Source organism: Streptomyces sp. H51, assembly GCF_035656535.1.
Lineage (GTDB): Bacteria > Actinomycetota > Actinomycetes > Streptomycetales > Streptomycetaceae > Streptomyces.
Map to the genome: position 1 here is coordinate 1 of NZ_JAYMHD010000028.1, position 16,468 is coordinate 16,468.

Consider the following 16,468-nt stretch of genomic DNA (forward strand, 5'->3'; position numbering starts at 1 on the left):
ACCCGGCCCTCATGGCAGACGGCGCGTTCGTCCACACGGCGGCCATCTCCGGCCCCGAAGGGAACTCCCCCACCCCCTACGTCCACGCCTACAACGCAGCAGGCCAGGAGATCTACAACCAGCAGACGGAACCCACCGCCAAGCAGTAACACCCGTCACCGCAAGCCCTCACTGCGGCCCCGGCACTCTGCCCGGGCCGCAGCGACCACAACGACCACACCCCCACCCTCAAAACACGGGTCCGGTGCGCCCAGCCCTGCTCCCCATCCCCCTCGGGAGCCACTGCGAAGCTTCGGGCGCCATGGCCTGTCACCGCGACGGTGAACCACCACGCCCCTGCCTCGTGACACCCCGTCACCACACCACAAGAAGTGGACCAGAACCGGAACTCGTGAATAAAGCCATTCTGGACGCCTTCGCCGCGGCGCTGAGCGTGCGCACGGGCGATGCGGACGTGGCCCGACGGCATCCAGTGGATGTACCCGGTGGGCACGTGGGACGAGGCGCACCCGGAGGTGGCGCTCATGCCCGGCGGCGAGGAGGTGTGGCTGCGGATGTCCACCGACCGCTCCAGCGTCGCCGTGTGGACCGTCGAGCAGTGGTGGGCCTTCTCCGGGGAGCTGCCCGGCGCAACGCCGCCGCAAGCCTGAGACGCGAGGCCCACGGCGGTTCGGACGGGGCACGGACGGCGGAGGCCGACGTGGCTCCGGCGGGCCCGTGTCGTTGAGCATCCGGCCGCGCCACAGGCCCTGCGGTGGGCTGGCCGCCGTAGCAACGCGAACGAGGACCGATGTCGCACGCCTCCGGGGACGATCAGGTGGACCACTACTCGAACACGGCGCTGTGCGGGTTCTACTGGGTGAAGGGCGACAGTCCGCGCCGCGTGGAGGGCCTGCCGGACTGCCCGGGGTGCCGGCGCGAGGTCCAGCTCGGTGCCGAACGGCCCCGCGGCAGCTGGTGACTACCGGTTGCCGCCCGGGTGGCAACCGGTGGATACGGCCGTGGCTACGATCGGAAACGCCCTGACCCCGGCAGTTGCGATGCCGGGGTCATAGCGCCTGCACGGGTGGCTGTCCGAGCCGGGTGATGGTGAGGACGGACAGGCGGCGCAGGGGGCGGTTCACCCAGTAGGTGAGTGAGAGCTGGCCGACGGAGGCGTGACGGACGTCCTCGCCCTCGGGGTCGTCGGTGTTCCACTGGCCGAAGCCCCACGGATCGCCGGCGGCGGCGTCCGGGACGTCCCACACCATGTCTTCGACGTGCTCGGGCAGGGTGTCGAGGACCTTCGCGGCCGGGGCGGAGAAGCGAACCGTGTAGGGCTGTCGGGTCACCGGCGCCTTCCCCGCAGCTCCGCCATGTCGATGAAGTCGCTGTCGTCGTAGCCGGAGGCGACGAACGCGTCGACGGCCGGGGCGGAGGCGAGCCGGCACTGCCACTCCTGGACGACCTCGTACAGCCCACCGAGGGAGAACGTGCGCCGGGACTCCTCCAGCGCGGCCGCCCACTCCCGCTCGAAGGCCGGCACCCAGGTGTCCGCGCGCCGGTCGGCGCGCAGCTGGGCGAGGAGTTCGGCCGGAGCTCCCGGGGCGGGAGCGTACGGCGTGACGGGGGCGTGGTCGGGCTGCGCGCTCATCTGGTCCTCCCGGCGGGTCGTCACTTCACGGTACGCGGGCCGGATCGCCGTGGATGCGGGCATGGGCAGATCCCTACGGGGTGAGCGGGCGGCACGAGGGCCGGGCCCCGGCAGTTGCGATGCCGGGGGGCCGTCGGCCGGGGCCGGAGCACCGGTCGGGTTGTAGAACACCTCGCCGGTGCTGCTGCCGGGCAGCGGGGGAAGATCTCCCTGTTGCCGGGCGGTGGGCAGTTGGCCGAGCGCCAGGAGCAGCGGCCGGTCCGCACGGGGAAGGCGCTGCAGGTCGTCCTCGAGCTCGCGCTGGTCGGATGTGGTGCGCAGGTAGATGAACCGGCGCGGTGTGCGGGGTCTGTCGGGCCATTCCGTCCCAGCTTGGCAAAGGAGCCGGCAGCGTCGTGTGATGAGGGACAGCTGTCCACAGCCGTCCCGCGCGGATCCGGCTTTGCTCACCTCGCTGGGCATCTGCTGCAAGAACGCCCGCCCGTATCGGCGAAGACGAGACCGTGGTGGAGTGACGCAACATCGCGGCCTCCTGAGGACTGTTCCCCTGCGGGGGGACGATCTCGTCGCCGATCTGCCGCATCGTGAGCCGCTACGGGCTGGAAGCGAAGGTGTTGCGCTCGTGCTGGCGGTGGCGCAACTGCCCGCCCGCGCATGAGGGCGGCGGTGCCCGGGCCGATGCCGAGGTCTTGCTGAACACGGCCGGACAGGAGGTCCTGGCAGAGCTGTGCGGTGTGGGACAGGACGTTCTGGCGCGGGCGTTGCCGTCATGGGGGCGGGAGGACGCCAAGCTGGCCGCCGGGCAGGACGGGGCGCCGGCGGCGGCGTGGCGGATCGGCGGTGCGGTCGCCGGGCCGGTGGCGTTGGGCTGCCGCCTGTGCGCCGCCCGGCGAACCGGTGCGGCCGTGCGGGTGGTGCGGTACGCGCCGCTCTGGTCCCAGGTGCGTTGCAGCTAGAACGCGCGGGGGCTTGACAACCGTATTGGTCTGGACCAAATTGAGCGCGCTCCACCCCTCCAATTCCCCCATGCCCGGAGGCCCTTGTGGATCGCCCTAGGTCTATCGCGCGCCGGCCCCTCGTCGCGCTGCTCACCGCCACCGCCCTCGCCGTGACCGGAATGACCGCGCTGTCGTCGGCCGCCCGGGCGGCCGACGTGGACCTCGCCAGGAACGGCGGCTTCGAAGCCGGCCTCGACGGCTGGAGCTGTTCGGCCGGTACGACCGTGAGTTCGCCTGTTCATAGCGGGAGTTCGGCTCTCATGGCGACCCCGTCCGGTATGGACAACGCCCGTTGCTCGCAGGTCGTCACCGTCAAACCGGACTCCCAGTACACCCTCTCCGGCCAGGTCCGCGGCAGCTACGTCTACCTCGGGGCGAGCGGCACGGGCACCACCGACGTCTCCACCTGGACCCAGTCCGCGCCCGACTGGCAGCCGCTCACCACCACCTTCCGCACCGGCCCCTCCACCACCCGCGTCACGATCCACACCCACGGCTGGTACAGCACCGGCGCCTACTACGCCGACTCCATCACCCTCGTCGGCCCAGGCGGCGCGACCGGGCAGCCGCCCGCCCCGCCCACCGATCTGCGCGCGGGCACCGTCACCTCGACCAGCGTGGCCCTGTCCTGGTCGCCCGCCGCAGGCGCCACCGGCTACGCGGTCTACCGCGACGGCACCCGGGTCCAGACCGCCACCGGCACCTCGGCCACCGTGTCCGGACTGTCGCCGAAAACCGCCTACTCCTTCCAGGTCACGGCCCTGAACGACGCGGGAGAGTCGTCCCGTTCGGCCACCGTGACCGCGACGACGGGTGACCCCGGCTCGGGCGGCGGCCCCTCCGGCCTCCCGCCGCACGCGCTGGTCGGCTACCTCCATGCGAGCTTCGCCAACGGCTCCGGCTACACCCGTCTCGCCGACGTCCCCGACAGCTGGGACGTCATCGACCTGGCCTTCGGCGAGCCGACCTCCGTCACCTCTGGCGACATCCGCTTCAACCGCTGTCCCGCCTCGGAGTGCCCGGGTGTGGAGAGCGACGCCGACTTCAAGGCGGCCATCAAGGCCAAGCAGGCGGCCGGGAAGAAGGTGCTGATTTCCATCGGCGGTCAGAACGGCCAGGTGCAGCTCGCCACCACCGGCGCCCGCGACATGTTCGTCACCTCCGTTTCGAAGATCATCGACGAGTACGGACTCGACGGCCTGGACATCGACTTCGAGGGCCACTCGCTCTCCCTGGACACCGACGACACCGACTTCAAGAACCCCAAGACCCCGGTGATCGTCAACCTGATCTCCGCGCTGAAGACCCTCAAGGCCAAGTACGGCGCCAACTTCGTGCTGACGATGGCCCCGGAGACCTTCTTCGTCCAGCTCGGGTACCAGTACTACGGCACCGGCAAGTGGGGCGGGCAGGACCCGAGGGCGGGCGCGTACCTGCCGGTCATCCACGCCCTGCGCGACGACCTGACCCTGCTGCACGTCCAGGACTACAACTCCGGACCGATCATGGGTCTCGACAACCAGTACCACACCATGGGCAGCGCCGACTTCCACATCGCGATGACCGACATGATGCTCACCGGCTTCCCGGTCGCGGGCGACGCCAACAACGTCTTCCCGCCGCTGCGCGCCGACCAGGTCGCCATCGGGATGCCGGCCACGACCCAGGCGGGCAACGGCCACGTCTCCCCGGCCGAGGTCACCAAGACCCTGGACTGCCTGACCAAGCGGACGAACTGCGGCTCGTACGCCACGCACGGCACCTGGCCTGCGCTGCGCGGGCTGATGACCTGGTCGATCAACTGGGACCGGTTCGGCGGCTGGGAGTTCCAGCGGACCTTCGACTCCTACTTCGGCTGACGGCCAGCCGCACACCGGTGAGCAGCACCGCGCCGGGGCACCGACTGGCCGCCACGTCCAGCGGCCAGTGGTAGCCCCGGCGCACCAACCCGTACGAGGCGCCCAGGACCAGCGCGTAACAGAGCACGACCGGTCCACGGCGTACGGCCGGCGACCGCAGCAGCGGTAGGAGCAGCAGCGTCGCCGCGCCGTACGCCACGACGGCGGTGGCGGTGTGGCCGGAGGGGTGGTAGCCCACGGCCGGGGTGCCCTGGCGGTCGGGGTCGACGACTTCGCCTTACGCCGCCGGCACCGCTACGCCACGAGCATCATCAACGCCCGAAACAGGCGAGCGCACCGATGTACTGCCCGGCCGCGAGGCCGCCACCCTCACGGCCTGGCTGTGCGGGAAGAAAGGAAGCGAGGCCGTGTGCCGGGACGGCTCGGCCACCCACGCCGAGGCGATCCGCCGGGCACTGCCCGACGCGGTCCAGGTCAGCGACCGCCGGTACCTGTGGCACAACCTCGCCGAGGCCGTCCGCAAAGAAGCCGCCGCGCACAGCACCTGCCGGGCGACTGCGGGCCCGCCTCCGGTTGAGGGGAGACAGGCCGCCACCACCCGCGAGCGCCGGCATCAAGTCCACACCCTCCTCGACTCCGGCGCCGGCCTGCTCGACTGTTCCCGCAGGCTGAACCTCGCCCTGAACACCGTCAAAAGCTGCGCCCGCGCCCCCGAACCGTCCGCGGACCGCATCGCCCCCGCTACCGGCCCACCCTGGTCGACCCCTACCGCGACCACCTGCGCCGGCGCCGGTCCGGCAATCCGGCCGTCCCCGTCACCCACCTCCTGCACGAGATCAGGGAACTGGGCTGCACCGGCAAGGGGAACGGTCCCCCGCACCCTCCCCGCTCCCGGGTGGCCCCGGGGCCGGACGGCCAGTCGTCTCCCGGCGCCTGGCACGGTGACTTCGTCGTCCGTCCCGCCGGACGGTCCCCGGTCATCACGGCTGGATGCCCCGGCCGGGACCGGGCTGCGGGTGCTCGTGCTCCTGGCGGCGCGGATCGACCGGGTCGGCGGCCGGGGCCAGGAGCTCCCAGTCCTCGAGGGCGCGGCGGCAAGCGTCGGCAGCGCGGGTGATGGCGGCGAGCCGCTCCAGGCCGGCCGGTGTGCGCATGCACGTCGCCGGGTCGGTCGTACGGTCCTCCAGGTACTCCTCGGGCATCGCGGCCTGCTGCTGGGTGTGGACGGCGGCGGCCCGGACGGCGGCGGCCCGCTGCGCCGGGGTGAGCGCGGCGTCCCGCCCGGGGTGATCGACGCCGTGCGGCGCGCCGGTGTGGTGGTCGGCGGGCGTGGCGGCTGGCGCGGTGTGAGCGGCACGGATCACGTTCCGCACGGCGAGGCTGGCGGCCCTGGCCCGCTCGTAGCGGGTGGCGGCCCGCGGCGGCTTGCCGTCGGCACCGGCGATCCGCCAGCGGCCGGGCCGGGCGAAGTCGGCAGTGCAGGTCAGCTGGTCGAAGGACGGGGTCCGGCGGCCGGGCTGGGAAACGGTGAGCTGACGGGAGTGGTTCCGCGACATCCTCACACCTGTCCGATGCGGCTTCGCTCGTGCTCCCGCCCGCGCCGCGGTTGCGGCGCGGCTGCGGCGCGGGCGGCGCTGCCGGGCGCGGGCCGTCTCAGGGCCGTCGAGGCGACCCTCAGTGTGTGGCCGACACGGGTGCGGCGGGGTGGTGCGCCCGACGGCTCGGCCGTCTGATCCGCCGCGCTGCGGCCGGCTGGGGCCTGCACGCGGGGCGTGATCCAGGGCAACCCACCGGTGAGTTTAGCTGCTAAACTCACCGCCGTGTCCGAAGACTCCCTCTCTCAGATCCACGGCCTCCTGATCGGCCTGCTCGACTCCGTCCTCTACTTCGACAAGAAGCAGATTGCGGAGGCGGGGGGAACACGGCTCCATCCATCCGAGACGCATCTCCTGATGTGTGCGCTGGACGGTATGAACTTCACCGAGATGACCCGGCGCTTCGGCATCTCCAAGGGAGCCGTCTCGCAGGCGTTCGCGCGGATGGTGGCCAAGGGTGTCGTCACGGTGGAGAAGGACCGGTCGCTGAAGAACGCAGCACGGGTGACCCTGACCCCGCTGGGTGAGGAACTGCGTGTCCGTGTCGAGGCCGTGCGGGCCGAGCTCGGCAGCCGTCTCGGCGAGCACCTGGCGGACTACTCCGAGGCCGAACTGGCGACCGTCATCCGCTTCGTCCACGACCTGCAGGCCTTCATCGACCGCTCGATGAACCCCCCTTCTCACACCCAGAGGTGAACACCCGTGAACAACCCGGTGCGACTGCTGCACATCGCGTACTGGACCGGGGCCGTCGCCGACGGTGCCATGCTCGTTCCGCTGCTGGTACCGAAGGCCGCCGGGGCGATGCTGGGCATCGATCGGTTCGCCCCCGGCTCCGACTACCGGTACGCCACGGCCGTCGGCGCCGCGCTCATGGCCGGGTGGACCGCCCTGCTGGTCTGGGCCGACCGCAGGCCGGTGGAACGGCGCGGAGTGCTCCTGCTCACCGTCTTCCCGGTACTGGTCGGGCTGGTGGCCGCCGGGGTCTACGCCGTCACCAGCGGATTCGTCGAGTTGCCTTACCTCATACCGGTCTTCGGGTTCCAGACAGGTGCCTGCACCCTGTTCGGCGTGGCCTATCTGCGGGCGCGGGGATTCGAGCACGCCGGCCCGCCCGCCGACAACCCCACCGCTCGCGGTTGATCTCCCGGTTGGTGCAGCCGCCGGCCCCGGCCGCGCTACCTCGCTCCTCGGCTCGACGACCCCGCAGAGGCTGAACGCTTGCGGTCACGGGCCATGTCCCCCGTGCCGAGGTGATGGCGGAACCGGTCCCTGTCTCCGCACCAGCACTTCAGGGAGTCCCCATCCCGCAAGGCGTGGACGTCAGCGCGTACCAGTCGTCGTATGACACGGATGGGCTCTCCTTCGCCTTCGTCAAGGCGAAGGAAGGGCGTTCGTATGTGCACCCCGGCTCACCGCCCAGACGAAGACCGCCCGTGAACCAGCGTTCCACCATGTTGAGCCAGGAGGACCCGGTGGGTGTGAAGTGCAGGGGGAAGCGTGGATGGGCCGGCAACCAGGTCTTGATGGCCGGGGTCTTGCGGGTGGCGTGGTTGTCCAGCACCAGGTGCACGTCCGGGCCCTGCGGGACCTCCTGGTCCAGCTTGATGAGGAACTTCTTGAACTCCTCGGCCCGGTGCCAGGCCAAGAAGCCACCATGGACGCGGCCCGCCGCACCGGAGGCCCGGCCAGGACCAGCCAGCCGGTCAGGCGGATCACGTCCCGGAAAAGCCTATGGACCGCTGCACGCCGCCCAGGCAGCCAGACCCACGGCGAGCAGCGGCTCGAAGAGTCACGCTTGTGGCTGCGGCAGCACGCGCCGCCCCAGCCACAAGCGTGCGGATCCTCCTGGGTCAGGAGTAGTCGCCGCGTGCGGCCCGGCGCAGGATGTCGCGTTCCCGGCCGGTCTGGGTCTCCAGTGAGTCCTCGTGGTCGATGACGATGGTGTCGTCGGCCGGTCGGGCTCGTACCTGGGCTCCGTAGGCGTCCGTCGCCGCCAGCGAGGGCAGGTCTGCCGGATCGTCCATGAAGGACGTCACGAGCAGTTCACCAGAAGGGCAGTTGCATGAGATCTCAGCGATCTCTTCCCAGCCCGGGGCAGGGTCGGTCCGCTGGGACCGCCGACACTGCTGCGGCTGAGTCAGCTGTCCTGGCAGCCGTGCCGGGCGCTGGTCAGGCTGGACCGGAAGCCATGGCGCAGACGGCCGCGGAAGACGGAGCCTCGGGATGTGACAGAGCAGCCTGTTCATCGGGGTTGAGCTCGACCGCCGGCTCCAGGGCCGGCGCGCAGGCCGTGTACTGGGCGCCGGGAGTGCCGGCAGCATCCTTCATCCGCTCGTCGCAGGTGACCTGCTGACCGGCGATCAGCCCGGCGCGCTCTCCGTCCTCCGCGGTTTCCGGGGCCGCCGCCGGTTCCCCGACCGCACTGTCCGCCCCAGCGCCGAGTCTTCCGCCGAAGGGACGGTCTCCGGATCACCGTCGATGGCTTCCGGTGCCGGTGGTGATCCGTCAGCGGCTGCATCGGCAGCGCCCACACCCGTGGTCAGTGAGGTGTTCGCAGCCGGGTCCGGGCACGCCCGCCGCCCGCGCGATGCCCAGAAGGCCGCCCAGCAGCCCCGCGAGGTCGGCGGCCGTAGGGGTGGCGGCGTCGCCCTGGCCGACCCTCTCGAGGCATCGCGCACCCGCTCCGTCCCAGCCCGCGCCAACAGTCAAGTGGGGGTGCACGGTCACTCGCAGGTCACCGGAGTCGGCGCCGGAGCGTCGCGTCCTCTTCCGGTCGGGTGCGTGGGGGCCGGTGGAGTTCGGCCACGGCGGTGATCGCGCGGGCGGCATGCCGCACGACCTCCAGGACGGCCGCGGCCGCCCGGTCAAGGAATGCCTGCGGATGCATCCGGGACCTGACGGAGCACCAATAGGACCCGTCCGGCAAACCGTGCCGGGCTCCCCCTGGGCACAGCCGGTGCTGTGGCGCTTGGCGGCGCTCCCGGTCAATTGGGTCGACGCCCGGTTGCGACCTGCGGGAAACTCCTCGCGATGACTCGACGAACCGACACGCCTCCCGCGTGGGACGAGCGTACGCAGCTAGTCACCTTCCTGGACTACGCCCGTGACACCGCGCGGGCCAAGTGTGAGGGTGTGTCCGCCGAAGACGCCCGCAAGGCCCCGCTTGCGGGTTCACCGCTGATGACGTTGTGCGGGCTGATCAGCCACCTGCGCTGGGTCGAGCACTACTGGTTCCAAGTGATGTTTCTGGGCGAGGAGCTCGCGGGGCCGCTCGCTGACGCGACCGATCATGATCCCGATCCTGAGATGCGGACGGCGGTCGACATCCCGTTGCCCCAGCTTCTTGCCGAGTACGAGGAACAGAGCGCCCGCTACCGTCGTCTGGTGTCAGAGCACGACCTGAACTCAACGGCCAAGCGTTCGATCAGCGACGGCCGCCACGTCGACCTCCGCTGGGTGATCCTCCACCTCATCGAGGAGACGTCCCGCCACAACGGCCACCTCGATGTCGTACGTGAGCTCGTCGACGGGCAGACCGGGGCCTGAGACCTGTCGGTCACGTCCGCTGGAGTGGTGTACCGACGGCCACTCGGTGATCTCGTGTCGAGGCCATGGGTGGCCGTTCGTCTGTGCGGGCCTCATCCCGGTGCCGGAGCAAACCTCCGGCCCAGGTCGAACCCGTACACCGCTTCCCCGGACGCAATCCCACGCAGGTCGAGAGAGCCGAAGCCGGTCGCCGTCGGTGCTTCCGTCTCCTGAAGCGGCGGCCCTGAGGCGGGACCAGGACGGGCCCGCGCAGGAATACGGCGATCAGGTGCGGAAAGACGACGGCTTCTCACCGGGACCGCTCAGGGGGCCTGACGCCTGGGCGGGGTGTGGATGTCGAATACGGAGCGGCGTTGCAGGCCCACGTGGCAGGGGGCCTGGCCGGCAGAGACGAGTCCGAGATCGGTGAACACCTGGCTGTGCGCGGATTCCACGTCCGCGCCTTCCAAGGTGAGGGGTTCGTGCCACACCGAATAGCATCCGGTTCCGGTTCCGTCGCGGCGGTCGTACCAGCCGAGGGCGGGATCAGTCAGTATCCGGCTGACCTCGTCGGCGGTGGCGAAGCCGGCCGGCGGCGGCGCCGGCCGACCCGTGCCGCGCAGTGTGACCGCAGCTGCTCCCCAACGGCCGTCAGCGTGCAGTCGCCAGGTGCGGACCTTCTCGTCCTCCCAGGCTGCCTGGACGTCGACGGTTTCGTGGTGCCAGGGCATCTTCCATGCCGTGGCCGGCAGGTGAACAAGTCTGCTGGCCAGTGAGGTCCCGAAGAACCAGACCCCGGTCCGCCCCTTGTGCCGCACGTAGGTGCGGTAGTTCACCTGTCCTGCCGTGAGCCTGATCTGCCGGGCGAAGCGGAAGTGGAAACGGTGGTCGCGAAAGGCCACCAGGGACACCAGTGTGACGCCCTCTCGTACGTCGGGCTCGAATCCGTCCGGGAGTCGGGCCGCGACTCGGTCGGGGTCCGCGGCCCAGCTGACCATCGCGAAGTCGGTGAGGTCGGCCGAAGCATGATGCCATCGGACCTTCGGTCGCTTTTCCACGGTTGTCCTCTTCTCTTCCGGTGCGCTGAGTGCAAGCCCGATGCCCGGCCCGGAGCCGGTGTCGTCCGACACTCGCAGGACCCACCCGCGCTTTCCCTGCCCCGGCTGGGCGCCGGGCGGAAGGCATCACAGGTCGGATTCTTCCCGCGCATCGAAGTCTTCGCGTGCGGCTTCGATGGCGGGCATGTTCTGCGAGGCCCATGCCAGCAGTACGTCGATGGGGTGCCGAAGTGTCTTGCCGAGGGGAGTGATCCGGTAGCTGACCGCCACCGGGCGGGTGGAGACGACCTCGCGCTCGATCACGCCGTTGCGTTCGAGCCGCCGAAGCGTCGACGTCAGGGACTTCTGCGTGACCTGGGGGATGGCCCGGCGCAGTTCGTTGAAGCGGCAGGGGCGTTCACACAGTTCGTTGAGGACGCTGAGGGACCACTTGTCGAGGATCTGGTCGAGCAGTTCGCGGTGTGGGGCATCGATGCGGAGTTCGTCGTCGGTATCCATGGCGAAACCTGGTCTCGTTGAAGTGTCCTTCTTTCACTAGGTATCTTACAGATACCTACTTTGAAGGAGAGGGAGCCATGACTGTTCGGCACTTCACCCCGGAAGGCATGCTGCAGCCGGTCCCGTACCACCACGTCGCCGTGGGCACAGGGACGAAGCAGGTCCACGTCAGCGGCCAGGTCGCGCGCCGGGCCGACGGGACTCCGGTGGCGCCCGGCGATCTGGCCGGGCAGGTCGCCCAGGCTCTGCGCAACACGGAGATCGGACTGGCGGGCGCGGGCGCGTCGTTCGCGGACGTGCTGCGCCTGACGTTCTACGTGACCCGGTGGAGCCCCGAGAAGATCGGCGACTTCATGGCCGGTGTGGAGGCCGTCGCCCACGAGATCGGGCTCCGGCTCCCCATGCCGCCGGCCTCACTCATCGGCGTCGACCACCTCTTCGAGCCGGACGTTCTCGTCGAGGTCGAGGCAACCGCGCTCCTCGACTGATCCCTTCGGGCGAGCGCCTCCCGGACTCCCGGCTTGCCGGCCGCGTGAAGGGGATGACGGGTGGCCCGGACGCTGCCGTGGCCGAGTTCCGTGGATCCCTCGTTGGGGCCCACGAGTTCCGGCTCCACGGCAGCCTCGGCCACGCCGAGGGCCAAAAGGCGTATCAGACGTACAGAGGTTCGTCTTGACCACGGCCGTCACCCGAACCGCTCATCGCAGCGCGGCCGGGCGCTCCTTGCCCAGGTCGCCCGCCGGTCCCAGGAAGCCGCCCGAACCTTCCCGGCCGAGGTCCCTCAGGACGGTGCCCGGTCGAGGAGTCTTTACGAACTCGGCCACTTCCTGACGGCCCGCCGGGGATTGCACAGCTTGTCCTTCGGGCACTCGCTGCACCTCCCGAACACTCACCCCCGTTGGCCCCTTACCGCGCCGGGCCTCTCCGCTGGGACGGAATCCTTGTGGTCTCGGCGGGTCTGCCCGAGCCGGCCGAACCCCCGAGTGTGCTCTGCTCCCCCGGGTACCGGCCCGGTTCGCACACCGCGAAAGGCCGGGGGGATCCCCGCCCCGCCAGTGCGGCGGCCGACTCGTCTGCCACCGCATGGGAAGGCCGGCCGGTCAAGGCTTCGCGGCCACCGGACCAAGCCCTGCCGCCGGGCACCGCCCGGCGGCAGGACCCCGGGATCAGGAGAAGTAGGTCTGCCGGACGCGGTCGAAACGGCGCGCCAGAAGGTCGTCACGGAAAATGGCCCAGCCCACCTCTCCGTCGCCCTGGTCGAAGAGATTGTCCTCGCCGAACTCCAGCAGGTTCAGCCACGCTCCTTCGGGCCCCTCCTTCAGAGCCTTGTCGTACAGGTCGTCGAACCTGTCCGGCTCGGACCTGCATATGACCACCGCTTCCTCGCCCTTCTGCTGGAAGTCCTCCACGTAGTAGTTGCTGTGGTAGGCCGGGTTCAGCTTCACCCCTCGCAATCCGCAGCTCCGGTTCACGAACGGGATGGCCCCGACCCGCTCGGCATACTCCGTGACCGCGTCCAGGAGCGGACGAAGCCGTTCCCTTTCCTCCGCGTGCACGTCCTGGATGTCCGGCATCTTGGCTGCTCGATCCGGATCACCGGTGTTGTCGTTGTCCCACATCCAGTCGAGGACATCCCACGCCGTACCGGGGCGGCAGACCAGCGCCCGTCGTTCGAGGACCTCCGGCCCCTCCATTTCGCCGAAAACCTCTTCTACAGGCGCCGGGCGTTCGGCCGTCTCGGTTCCCGGCGGTATGTAGAGCACCGGCGCCTGTCCGCCATGCTGGTATTCCAGACTCGTGAAGAACAGAAGGCGCCCCTCACGGGGGAGCCCGAGGTCCAGTGGTTGCTCCGGAATCGCGGCCAGGTCGAGATCCGCGACGAAGGTGCCTTCTTCCCACGGGGCGTCGGCAGGCATCTGCGGCAGACCGCCGACGTGACCCACCACGTGGTCTCCGGGGCCGACCGCGGACAGATCGGGCGTGGACAGATGGACGGAGGGCTGCAAGTTCCACATGATGCGGGTGATGGCGTCGTCGGAGACCCCGTGCCGACGGGCGAAGGCCCGGAACTCAGCTGTATATGACATACCGTCATCCTGCCTTGTGCCACTGACAGTCACCGGTCCGGCGGTCCTGCCTCACGCGTCGGAAGCGGGCCGACAGGGCGACGACAGCCGCCCCCGGCACGCTTCACCCGTGGCGGCACGCGCCCTGGAGCAGGCTGGGGCGGCGCACCTGGCACCAGCCCGCGCCCTGGCCCACGGCCCGCCTCGGCGCGCGGATCCGTCAGCCGTGGGTCGGTAATGCGACCACCCTCCGCTCCCGTTGAGGGGGCGGGTGCCGACGGCTGCGACGCAGATCTGTCCGCGAGACGAGGGAGTGCCGCCGAGCAGGATACGCAGCGTCCCGAGGAGCTTGGCCGCCTGGCTCTTGACCGTGCCGGGTCGGCCTCGCAGGATTTCCGCGCTCTCCTCGACGGACAGGTCCTCGAAGTAGCACAGCACCACCACGGGCCGCCGGCCGGGCGAAAGCTGCCGCACCGCGGCAGCCGAGACCAGCTCCAGGTCCACCTGCGCGGAGGAGTCGCCGGCGGCCCGCACGCCTCGACGAACTCCTCGAAGTCCGGTGCGCCGCCGCTGTTGCCTCTCGCGCCGGCCATGCCCGCGTCATCGGCCCTGTGCCGTACGGGTGTCCTTCACACCTGGTCAACCAGATGGCCTTCCGGTCAGGCTGCCTCGCGGCGAGAAAGATCTCGATCAGCCGTTTCGGCCGCCTGGCGCCCAGGATCCGGCGACCGCACAGCGGTCCCCGCCGCGGTGCGTGAATGCCCGGCCCCGCCAGGAGATACGCGGATCGGCGTGAGCGCGCAACAGGAACGCGACCCAGCTGCGGTAGGGCCTCCACCGCTCCGCGACGCGCACCAGACGCGGTACACCCGCCGCTGCGCCCTCGAGGCCGTAGGCGGCGGCCATGGCAGCGTGCAGCCGGGGTTCGTGGCGGGGGAAGAGGTCGGGGTGTCCGGCGCCGCGGATGAGGATCAGCTCGGCGGAGAACGGGCCGATGCCCGGTAGCTCCTGCAGCGCTGCAAGAGCCTCCTGGGCGGGCAGGGCGCGCAGTGCGGCGGCGTCGAGATGACCGGCCTCCGCCGCGTCGGCGATCGCGTGCAGCCGCTGGATCTTCAACTCGGTCAGGCCGGGGAAGCTCGTGACCGTGCGCAGGACGTGCGGAGCGGGGAAGGCGAACAGCTCCTGCCCGGCGACCTCGACACGCTGCCCGTGCCGCTGGGAGACCAGGGCTTTGACGGCGGCAGCGTGACTCATGCGGACCCGGTGGCCGATGACCGCCCACGCCGCTGCCTCGTAGGGGGAGTTGAAGCACACCGGCCGCAGCCCCGGGAACTCCTCCAGGAGACCGGCCACTCCCGGGTCGGCCGCCGCGAGGGCCGCAAAGCGCGACCCGTCGACGTCCAGGGAGAGGATGCGGGCGACCCCGGCGGCGGCTGGCTGCCCGCGGTCGCCGTCGGCGGATGCCTCGGCGCCGGTGCCGGGGGCCGGGTGGAAGGCGATGTCGGCGTGCACCGCGCCCGAGCCGGACTCCTCGGTCCGTGGTTCCTGCCGCACGGCGGCGGTGACGGTGTGGTGGCCGTCGTCCGAGGGGAACGCCAGGCGCAGTACCCCGTCGTGGCCCTGTCGGTAGGGGGCGGGGGTGAAGCCTTCCAGGAAGCGCAGGCTCGCCGCGAGGGAGAACGGGCCCCGGGGGGTGAGGACGACGGCGTTCACGGTCAGCCTCCGTGCACGGTGAGCCGGTAGCCCTCAGGGCCGGTGAAGGAGAACGTCGGCCCGAACGGGCTGTCCTGCAGCGGGGTGACGTCCTGGATACCGGCGGCGAGGAGCTGTTCGCGCAGTGCCGGGGCGTCGGTGGTGCGCAGCCACAGCGCCACGCCCAGGCCGGGGCGTGTGACGGTGTCCAGGTCGACGCCGGGCAGCGGCTCGCGGACGGCGAACGGGATCGGGGTGGTGGCGAAAACGACCGCGTGGGCCGGCCCGGGGGCCCGGCGCAGTCCGAGCTTCTCCTCGAAGAACGCGGCAGCGGCCGGCACGTCCCTCACCTGCAGGGCGACGAAGTCGGGGCCTTCGACGGTGGCGGTCATGGTGTCTCCGAGAGGTTGGGTCTGCCAGAACTTTGATGTCAGAGGTTTGACATGGAGGGACTGTAGGCACCACCTCGCCCACATGTCAAAATGCTGACATGGAAGACCGTGCACCTGTCCCCCCGCCCCATCCAGCCAAGGACGTCACCGAGCACGTGGGATACCGGCTCAAGAAGGCTTCCGCCGCTCTGCGCGGCGCCATGGACAAGGCCCTGCGCGAGCACGACCTCACCGTCCCGCAGTACTCCTGCCTGGAACTCCTCGACGAACAGCCCGGCCTGTCGAACGCCGGCCTCGCCCGGGGCACCTTCGTCACCCGGCAGTCCGCCAACGTCGTCCTGCGCGGCCTCAAGGACGCCGGCCTGATCACCCAGGCGACCAGCACCGACCACGGGCGCGCCCTGCCCATCCACCTCACGGAGGCCGGTCGGCAGCGCCTGCACGCCGCCCGCGGCGCCGTCTACGCCATCGAGGAACGCATGATCGAAAGCATCCCCGCGCGCCGGCTGACGGCGCTCCTGGCCGATCTCGACGCCATGACCGAAGCCCTCGGCACATGACCGCCCGGCCCCCTCCCGCGGGCGGGACGGGGCCGGGCCGGCGCGGATCGCTTCTGCCCGGAGGACCGAAAGACCCCTCCGGGCAGAAGCGATCCGCAGGTCAGCCGGCCTGGGCGGCAGCCCCGGTCTCGGAGCCGACGGCCCCGGAGTCGGTGGCCCCGGCCTGAAACTGTGCGAAGATCCACTTCCGGGCGCCATCCCCGAAAAAGTGGATCTTGAGACACCTCACGGGCACCGGCCGCTACGACCGGATCGACGGTCACGGCCGATTCCCGTCCGCCCGCGGTGAGCAACCGGTGGAGATGAGGGTCAGCCGGCCTGCCCGCGACGTCATCGCCGACATCGAAACCGCCCTCGACCTCACCAGCCACAAATCAGGCACGCTCCCCCGCCACGCTCCTCACCTCCACCAGCGCACCGCCGGCCGCATCGGATCCCTCACCGGGCTCATCCACCAAGCAGCCATCACCGCCATCTGCGACGGCACCGAACGCATCACCAAGGCCTCGCTCGACACCATCCGCCTCGGTCACCTCGCCGAAACCCACCACCGCCCCCGAGGCCGTTAACCCGGCGCGGAGGCCAGGGG

At 70.7% G+C, this 16,468-nt stretch carries 20 protein-coding genes and 3 pseudogenes; 11 read left to right on the forward strand and 12 right to left on the reverse strand.

What is annotated here, in order from left to right:
* The first annotated feature begins 446 nt into the window (after window positions 1–446).
* Window positions 447–650, forward strand: a complete 204-nt coding sequence (locus VKA29_RS08420) for a hypothetical protein (RefSeq protein ID WP_324784617.1) — start codon at window positions 447–449, stop codon at window positions 648–650.
* 140 nt (window positions 651–790) lie between these two features.
* Complete coding sequence (locus VKA29_RS08425; RefSeq protein ID WP_324784618.1) at window positions 791–961, forward strand: hypothetical protein; 171 nt, start codon at window positions 791–793, stop codon at window positions 959–961.
* A gap of 88 nt (window positions 962–1,049) precedes the next feature.
* Here the strand turns inward: VKA29_RS08425 and VKA29_RS08430 are convergent, their stop codons facing one another.
* Both VKA29_RS08430 and VKA29_RS08435 read right to left on the reverse strand, forming a co-directional pair.
* Entirely contained in the window at window positions 1,050–1,331 is a 282-nt protein-coding gene (locus tag VKA29_RS08430; protein WP_324784619.1) for a hypothetical protein, read from the reverse strand.
* Complete coding sequence (locus VKA29_RS08435) at window positions 1,328–1,633, reverse strand: DUF6247 family protein (protein ID WP_324784699.1); 306 nt, start codon at window positions 1,631–1,633, stop codon at window positions 1,328–1,330. Before VKA29_RS08435 ends, VKA29_RS08430 begins: the two co-directional genes overlap by 4 nt.
* Before the next feature lie 584 nt (window positions 1,634–2,217).
* On the opposite strand from VKA29_RS08435, the gene VKA29_RS08440 reads away from it, so the two are divergent.
* A complete protein-coding gene (locus tag VKA29_RS08440) occupies window positions 2,218–2,589 on the forward strand; it encodes a hypothetical protein (protein ID WP_324784621.1) in 372 nt (123 codons plus the stop codon).
* A gap of 86 nt (window positions 2,590–2,675) precedes the next feature.
* Window positions 2,676–4,490 (forward strand): glycoside hydrolase family 18 protein, encoded by a 1,815-nt coding sequence (locus tag VKA29_RS08445; protein ID WP_324784623.1) that lies wholly within the window; start codon window positions 2,676–2,678, stop codon window positions 4,488–4,490.
* Here the strand turns inward: VKA29_RS08445 and VKA29_RS08450 are convergent.
* Window positions 4,429–4,749 (reverse strand): annotated as a pseudogene (locus tag VKA29_RS08450) (phosphatase PAP2 family protein); the annotation flags it as partial. The gene VKA29_RS08445 and the pseudogene VKA29_RS08450 overlap by 62 nt on opposite strands.
* Between VKA29_RS08450 and VKA29_RS08455 the strand changes: the two are divergent.
* Window positions 4,747–5,358 (forward strand): annotated as a pseudogene (locus VKA29_RS08455) (transposase); the annotation flags it as partial. The pseudogenes VKA29_RS08450 and VKA29_RS08455 sit on opposite strands and share 3 nt — an antisense overlap.
* Window positions 5,359–5,470: 112 nt before the next feature.
* Here the strand turns inward: VKA29_RS08455 and VKA29_RS08460 are convergent.
* Window positions 5,471–6,046 (reverse strand): hypothetical protein, encoded by a 576-nt coding sequence (locus VKA29_RS08460; protein ID WP_324784625.1) that lies wholly within the window; start codon window positions 6,044–6,046, stop codon window positions 5,471–5,473.
* A gap of 264 nt (window positions 6,047–6,310) precedes the next feature.
* On the opposite strand from VKA29_RS08460, the gene VKA29_RS08465 reads away from it, so the two are divergent.
* Both VKA29_RS08465 and VKA29_RS08470 read left to right on the forward strand, forming a co-directional pair.
* The gene (locus VKA29_RS08465) at window positions 6,311–6,781 is read left to right on the forward strand and encodes a MarR family winged helix-turn-helix transcriptional regulator (protein WP_324784627.1); all 471 of its coding nucleotides are present in this window, start codon (window positions 6,311–6,313) and stop codon (window positions 6,779–6,781) included.
* 6 nt (window positions 6,782–6,787) lie between these two features.
* The gene (locus tag VKA29_RS08470; RefSeq protein WP_324784628.1) at window positions 6,788–7,228 is read left to right on the forward strand and encodes a hypothetical protein; all 441 of its coding nucleotides are present in this window, start codon (window positions 6,788–6,790) and stop codon (window positions 7,226–7,228) included.
* 295 nt (window positions 7,229–7,523) lie between these two features.
* Here VKA29_RS08470 and VKA29_RS08480 read toward each other — a convergent pair.
* Both VKA29_RS08480 and VKA29_RS08485 read right to left on the reverse strand, forming a co-directional pair.
* Window positions 7,524–7,727, reverse strand: a pseudogene (locus VKA29_RS08480) (transposase); the annotation flags it as partial.
* A gap of 211 nt (window positions 7,728–7,938) precedes the next feature.
* On the reverse strand, window positions 7,939–8,124 hold the full coding sequence (locus tag VKA29_RS08485; RefSeq protein WP_324784701.1) for a hypothetical protein: 186 nt from the start codon (window positions 8,122–8,124) through the stop codon (window positions 7,939–7,941).
* A gap of 994 nt (window positions 8,125–9,118) precedes the next feature.
* On the opposite strand from VKA29_RS08485, the gene VKA29_RS08490 reads away from it, so the two are divergent.
* Entirely contained in the window at window positions 9,119–9,634 is a 516-nt protein-coding gene (locus VKA29_RS08490) for a DinB family protein (protein WP_324784629.1), read from the forward strand.
* A 302-nt stretch (window positions 9,635–9,936) separates the two neighbouring features.
* Here the strand turns inward: VKA29_RS08490 and VKA29_RS08495 are convergent, their stop codons facing one another.
* Both VKA29_RS08495 and VKA29_RS08500 read right to left on the reverse strand, forming a co-directional pair.
* Window positions 9,937–10,743 (reverse strand): DUF2071 domain-containing protein, encoded by an 807-nt coding sequence (locus tag VKA29_RS08495; RefSeq protein WP_324784630.1) that lies wholly within the window; start codon window positions 10,741–10,743, stop codon window positions 9,937–9,939.
* A gap of 54 nt (window positions 10,744–10,797) precedes the next feature.
* On the reverse strand, window positions 10,798–11,169 hold the full coding sequence (locus VKA29_RS08500) for a helix-turn-helix domain-containing protein (RefSeq protein WP_324784631.1): 372 nt from the start codon (window positions 11,167–11,169) through the stop codon (window positions 10,798–10,800).
* Window positions 11,170–11,246: 77 nt separating this feature from the next.
* Here VKA29_RS08500 and VKA29_RS08505 point away from each other — a divergent pair, with 77 nt between their 5' ends.
* Complete coding sequence (locus tag VKA29_RS08505; RefSeq protein ID WP_324784634.1) at window positions 11,247–11,657, forward strand: RidA family protein; 411 nt, start codon at window positions 11,247–11,249, stop codon at window positions 11,655–11,657.
* Window positions 11,658–12,335: 678 nt separating this feature from the next.
* Here the strand turns inward: VKA29_RS08505 and VKA29_RS08510 are convergent.
* The 4 genes from VKA29_RS08510 to VKA29_RS08525 all read right to left on the reverse strand — a co-directional run bounded on the left by VKA29_RS08510 (window position 12,336) and on the right by VKA29_RS08525 (window position 15,319).
* Window positions 12,336–13,184 (reverse strand): DUF1963 domain-containing protein, encoded by an 849-nt coding sequence (locus VKA29_RS08510; RefSeq protein WP_324784635.1) that lies wholly within the window; start codon window positions 13,182–13,184, stop codon window positions 12,336–12,338.
* 123 nt (window positions 13,185–13,307) lie between these two features.
* Window positions 13,308–13,769, reverse strand: a complete 462-nt coding sequence (locus VKA29_RS36935) for a sigma factor-like helix-turn-helix DNA-binding protein (protein ID WP_420718460.1) — start codon at window positions 13,767–13,769, stop codon at window positions 13,308–13,310.
* A 156-nt stretch (window positions 13,770–13,925) separates the two neighbouring features.
* Entirely contained in the window at window positions 13,926–14,948 is a 1,023-nt protein-coding gene (locus tag VKA29_RS08520; protein ID WP_324784636.1) for a DNA-3-methyladenine glycosylase 2 family protein, read from the reverse strand.
* Window positions 14,949–14,950: 2 nt separating this feature from the next.
* The gene (locus VKA29_RS08525) at window positions 14,951–15,319 is read right to left on the reverse strand and encodes a VOC family protein (protein ID WP_324784637.1); all 369 of its coding nucleotides are present in this window, start codon (window positions 15,317–15,319) and stop codon (window positions 14,951–14,953) included.
* Between the two features lie 98 nt (window positions 15,320–15,417).
* On the opposite strand from VKA29_RS08525, the gene VKA29_RS08530 reads away from it, so the two are divergent.
* Window positions 15,418–15,879, forward strand: coding sequence for a MarR family winged helix-turn-helix transcriptional regulator (locus VKA29_RS08530; RefSeq protein ID WP_324784639.1), 462 nt, complete (start codon window positions 15,418–15,420; stop codon window positions 15,877–15,879).
* A gap of 215 nt (window positions 15,880–16,094) precedes the next feature.
* On the forward strand, window positions 16,095–16,448 hold the full coding sequence (locus tag VKA29_RS08535) for a hypothetical protein (RefSeq protein ID WP_420718461.1): 354 nt from the start codon (window positions 16,095–16,097) through the stop codon (window positions 16,446–16,448).
* The last annotated feature ends 20 nt before the right edge of the window (window positions 16,449–16,468 follow it).

Excerpts from the sequence above, each read along its gene's own strand:
- VKA29_RS08525 (WP_324784637.1), bottom strand. The coding sequence starts at position 15,319 with ATGACCGCCACCGTCGAAGGCCCCGACTTCGTCGCCCTGCAGGTGAGG.
- VKA29_RS08425 (WP_324784618.1), top strand. The coding sequence starts at position 791 with ATGTCGCACGCCTCCGGGGACGATCAGGTGGACCACTACTCGAACACG.
- VKA29_RS08460 (WP_324784625.1), bottom strand. The coding sequence starts at position 6,046 with ATGTCGCGGAACCACTCCCGTCAGCTCACCGTTTCCCAGCCCGGCCGC.
- VKA29_RS08505 (WP_324784634.1), top strand. The coding sequence starts at position 11,247 with ATGACTGTTCGGCACTTCACCCCGGAAGGCATGCTGCAGCCGGTCCCG.
- VKA29_RS08510 (WP_324784635.1), bottom strand. The coding sequence starts at position 13,184 with ATGTGGAACTTGCAGCCCTCCGTCCATCTGTCCACGCCCGATCTGTCC.
- VKA29_RS08435 (WP_324784699.1), bottom strand. The coding sequence starts at position 1,633 with ATGAGCGCGCAGCCCGACCACGCCCCCGTCACGCCGTACGCTCCCGCC.
- VKA29_RS08530 (WP_324784639.1), top strand. The coding sequence starts at position 15,418 with ATGGAAGACCGTGCACCTGTCCCCCCGCCCCATCCAGCCAAGGACGTC.
- VKA29_RS08500 (WP_324784631.1), bottom strand. The coding sequence starts at position 11,169 with ATGGATACCGACGACGAACTCCGCATCGATGCCCCACACCGCGAACTG.
- VKA29_RS08490 (WP_324784629.1), top strand. The coding sequence starts at position 9,119 with ATGACTCGACGAACCGACACGCCTCCCGCGTGGGACGAGCGTACGCAG.
- VKA29_RS08420 (WP_324784617.1), top strand. The coding sequence starts at position 447 with ATGCGGACGTGGCCCGACGGCATCCAGTGGATGTACCCGGTGGGCACG.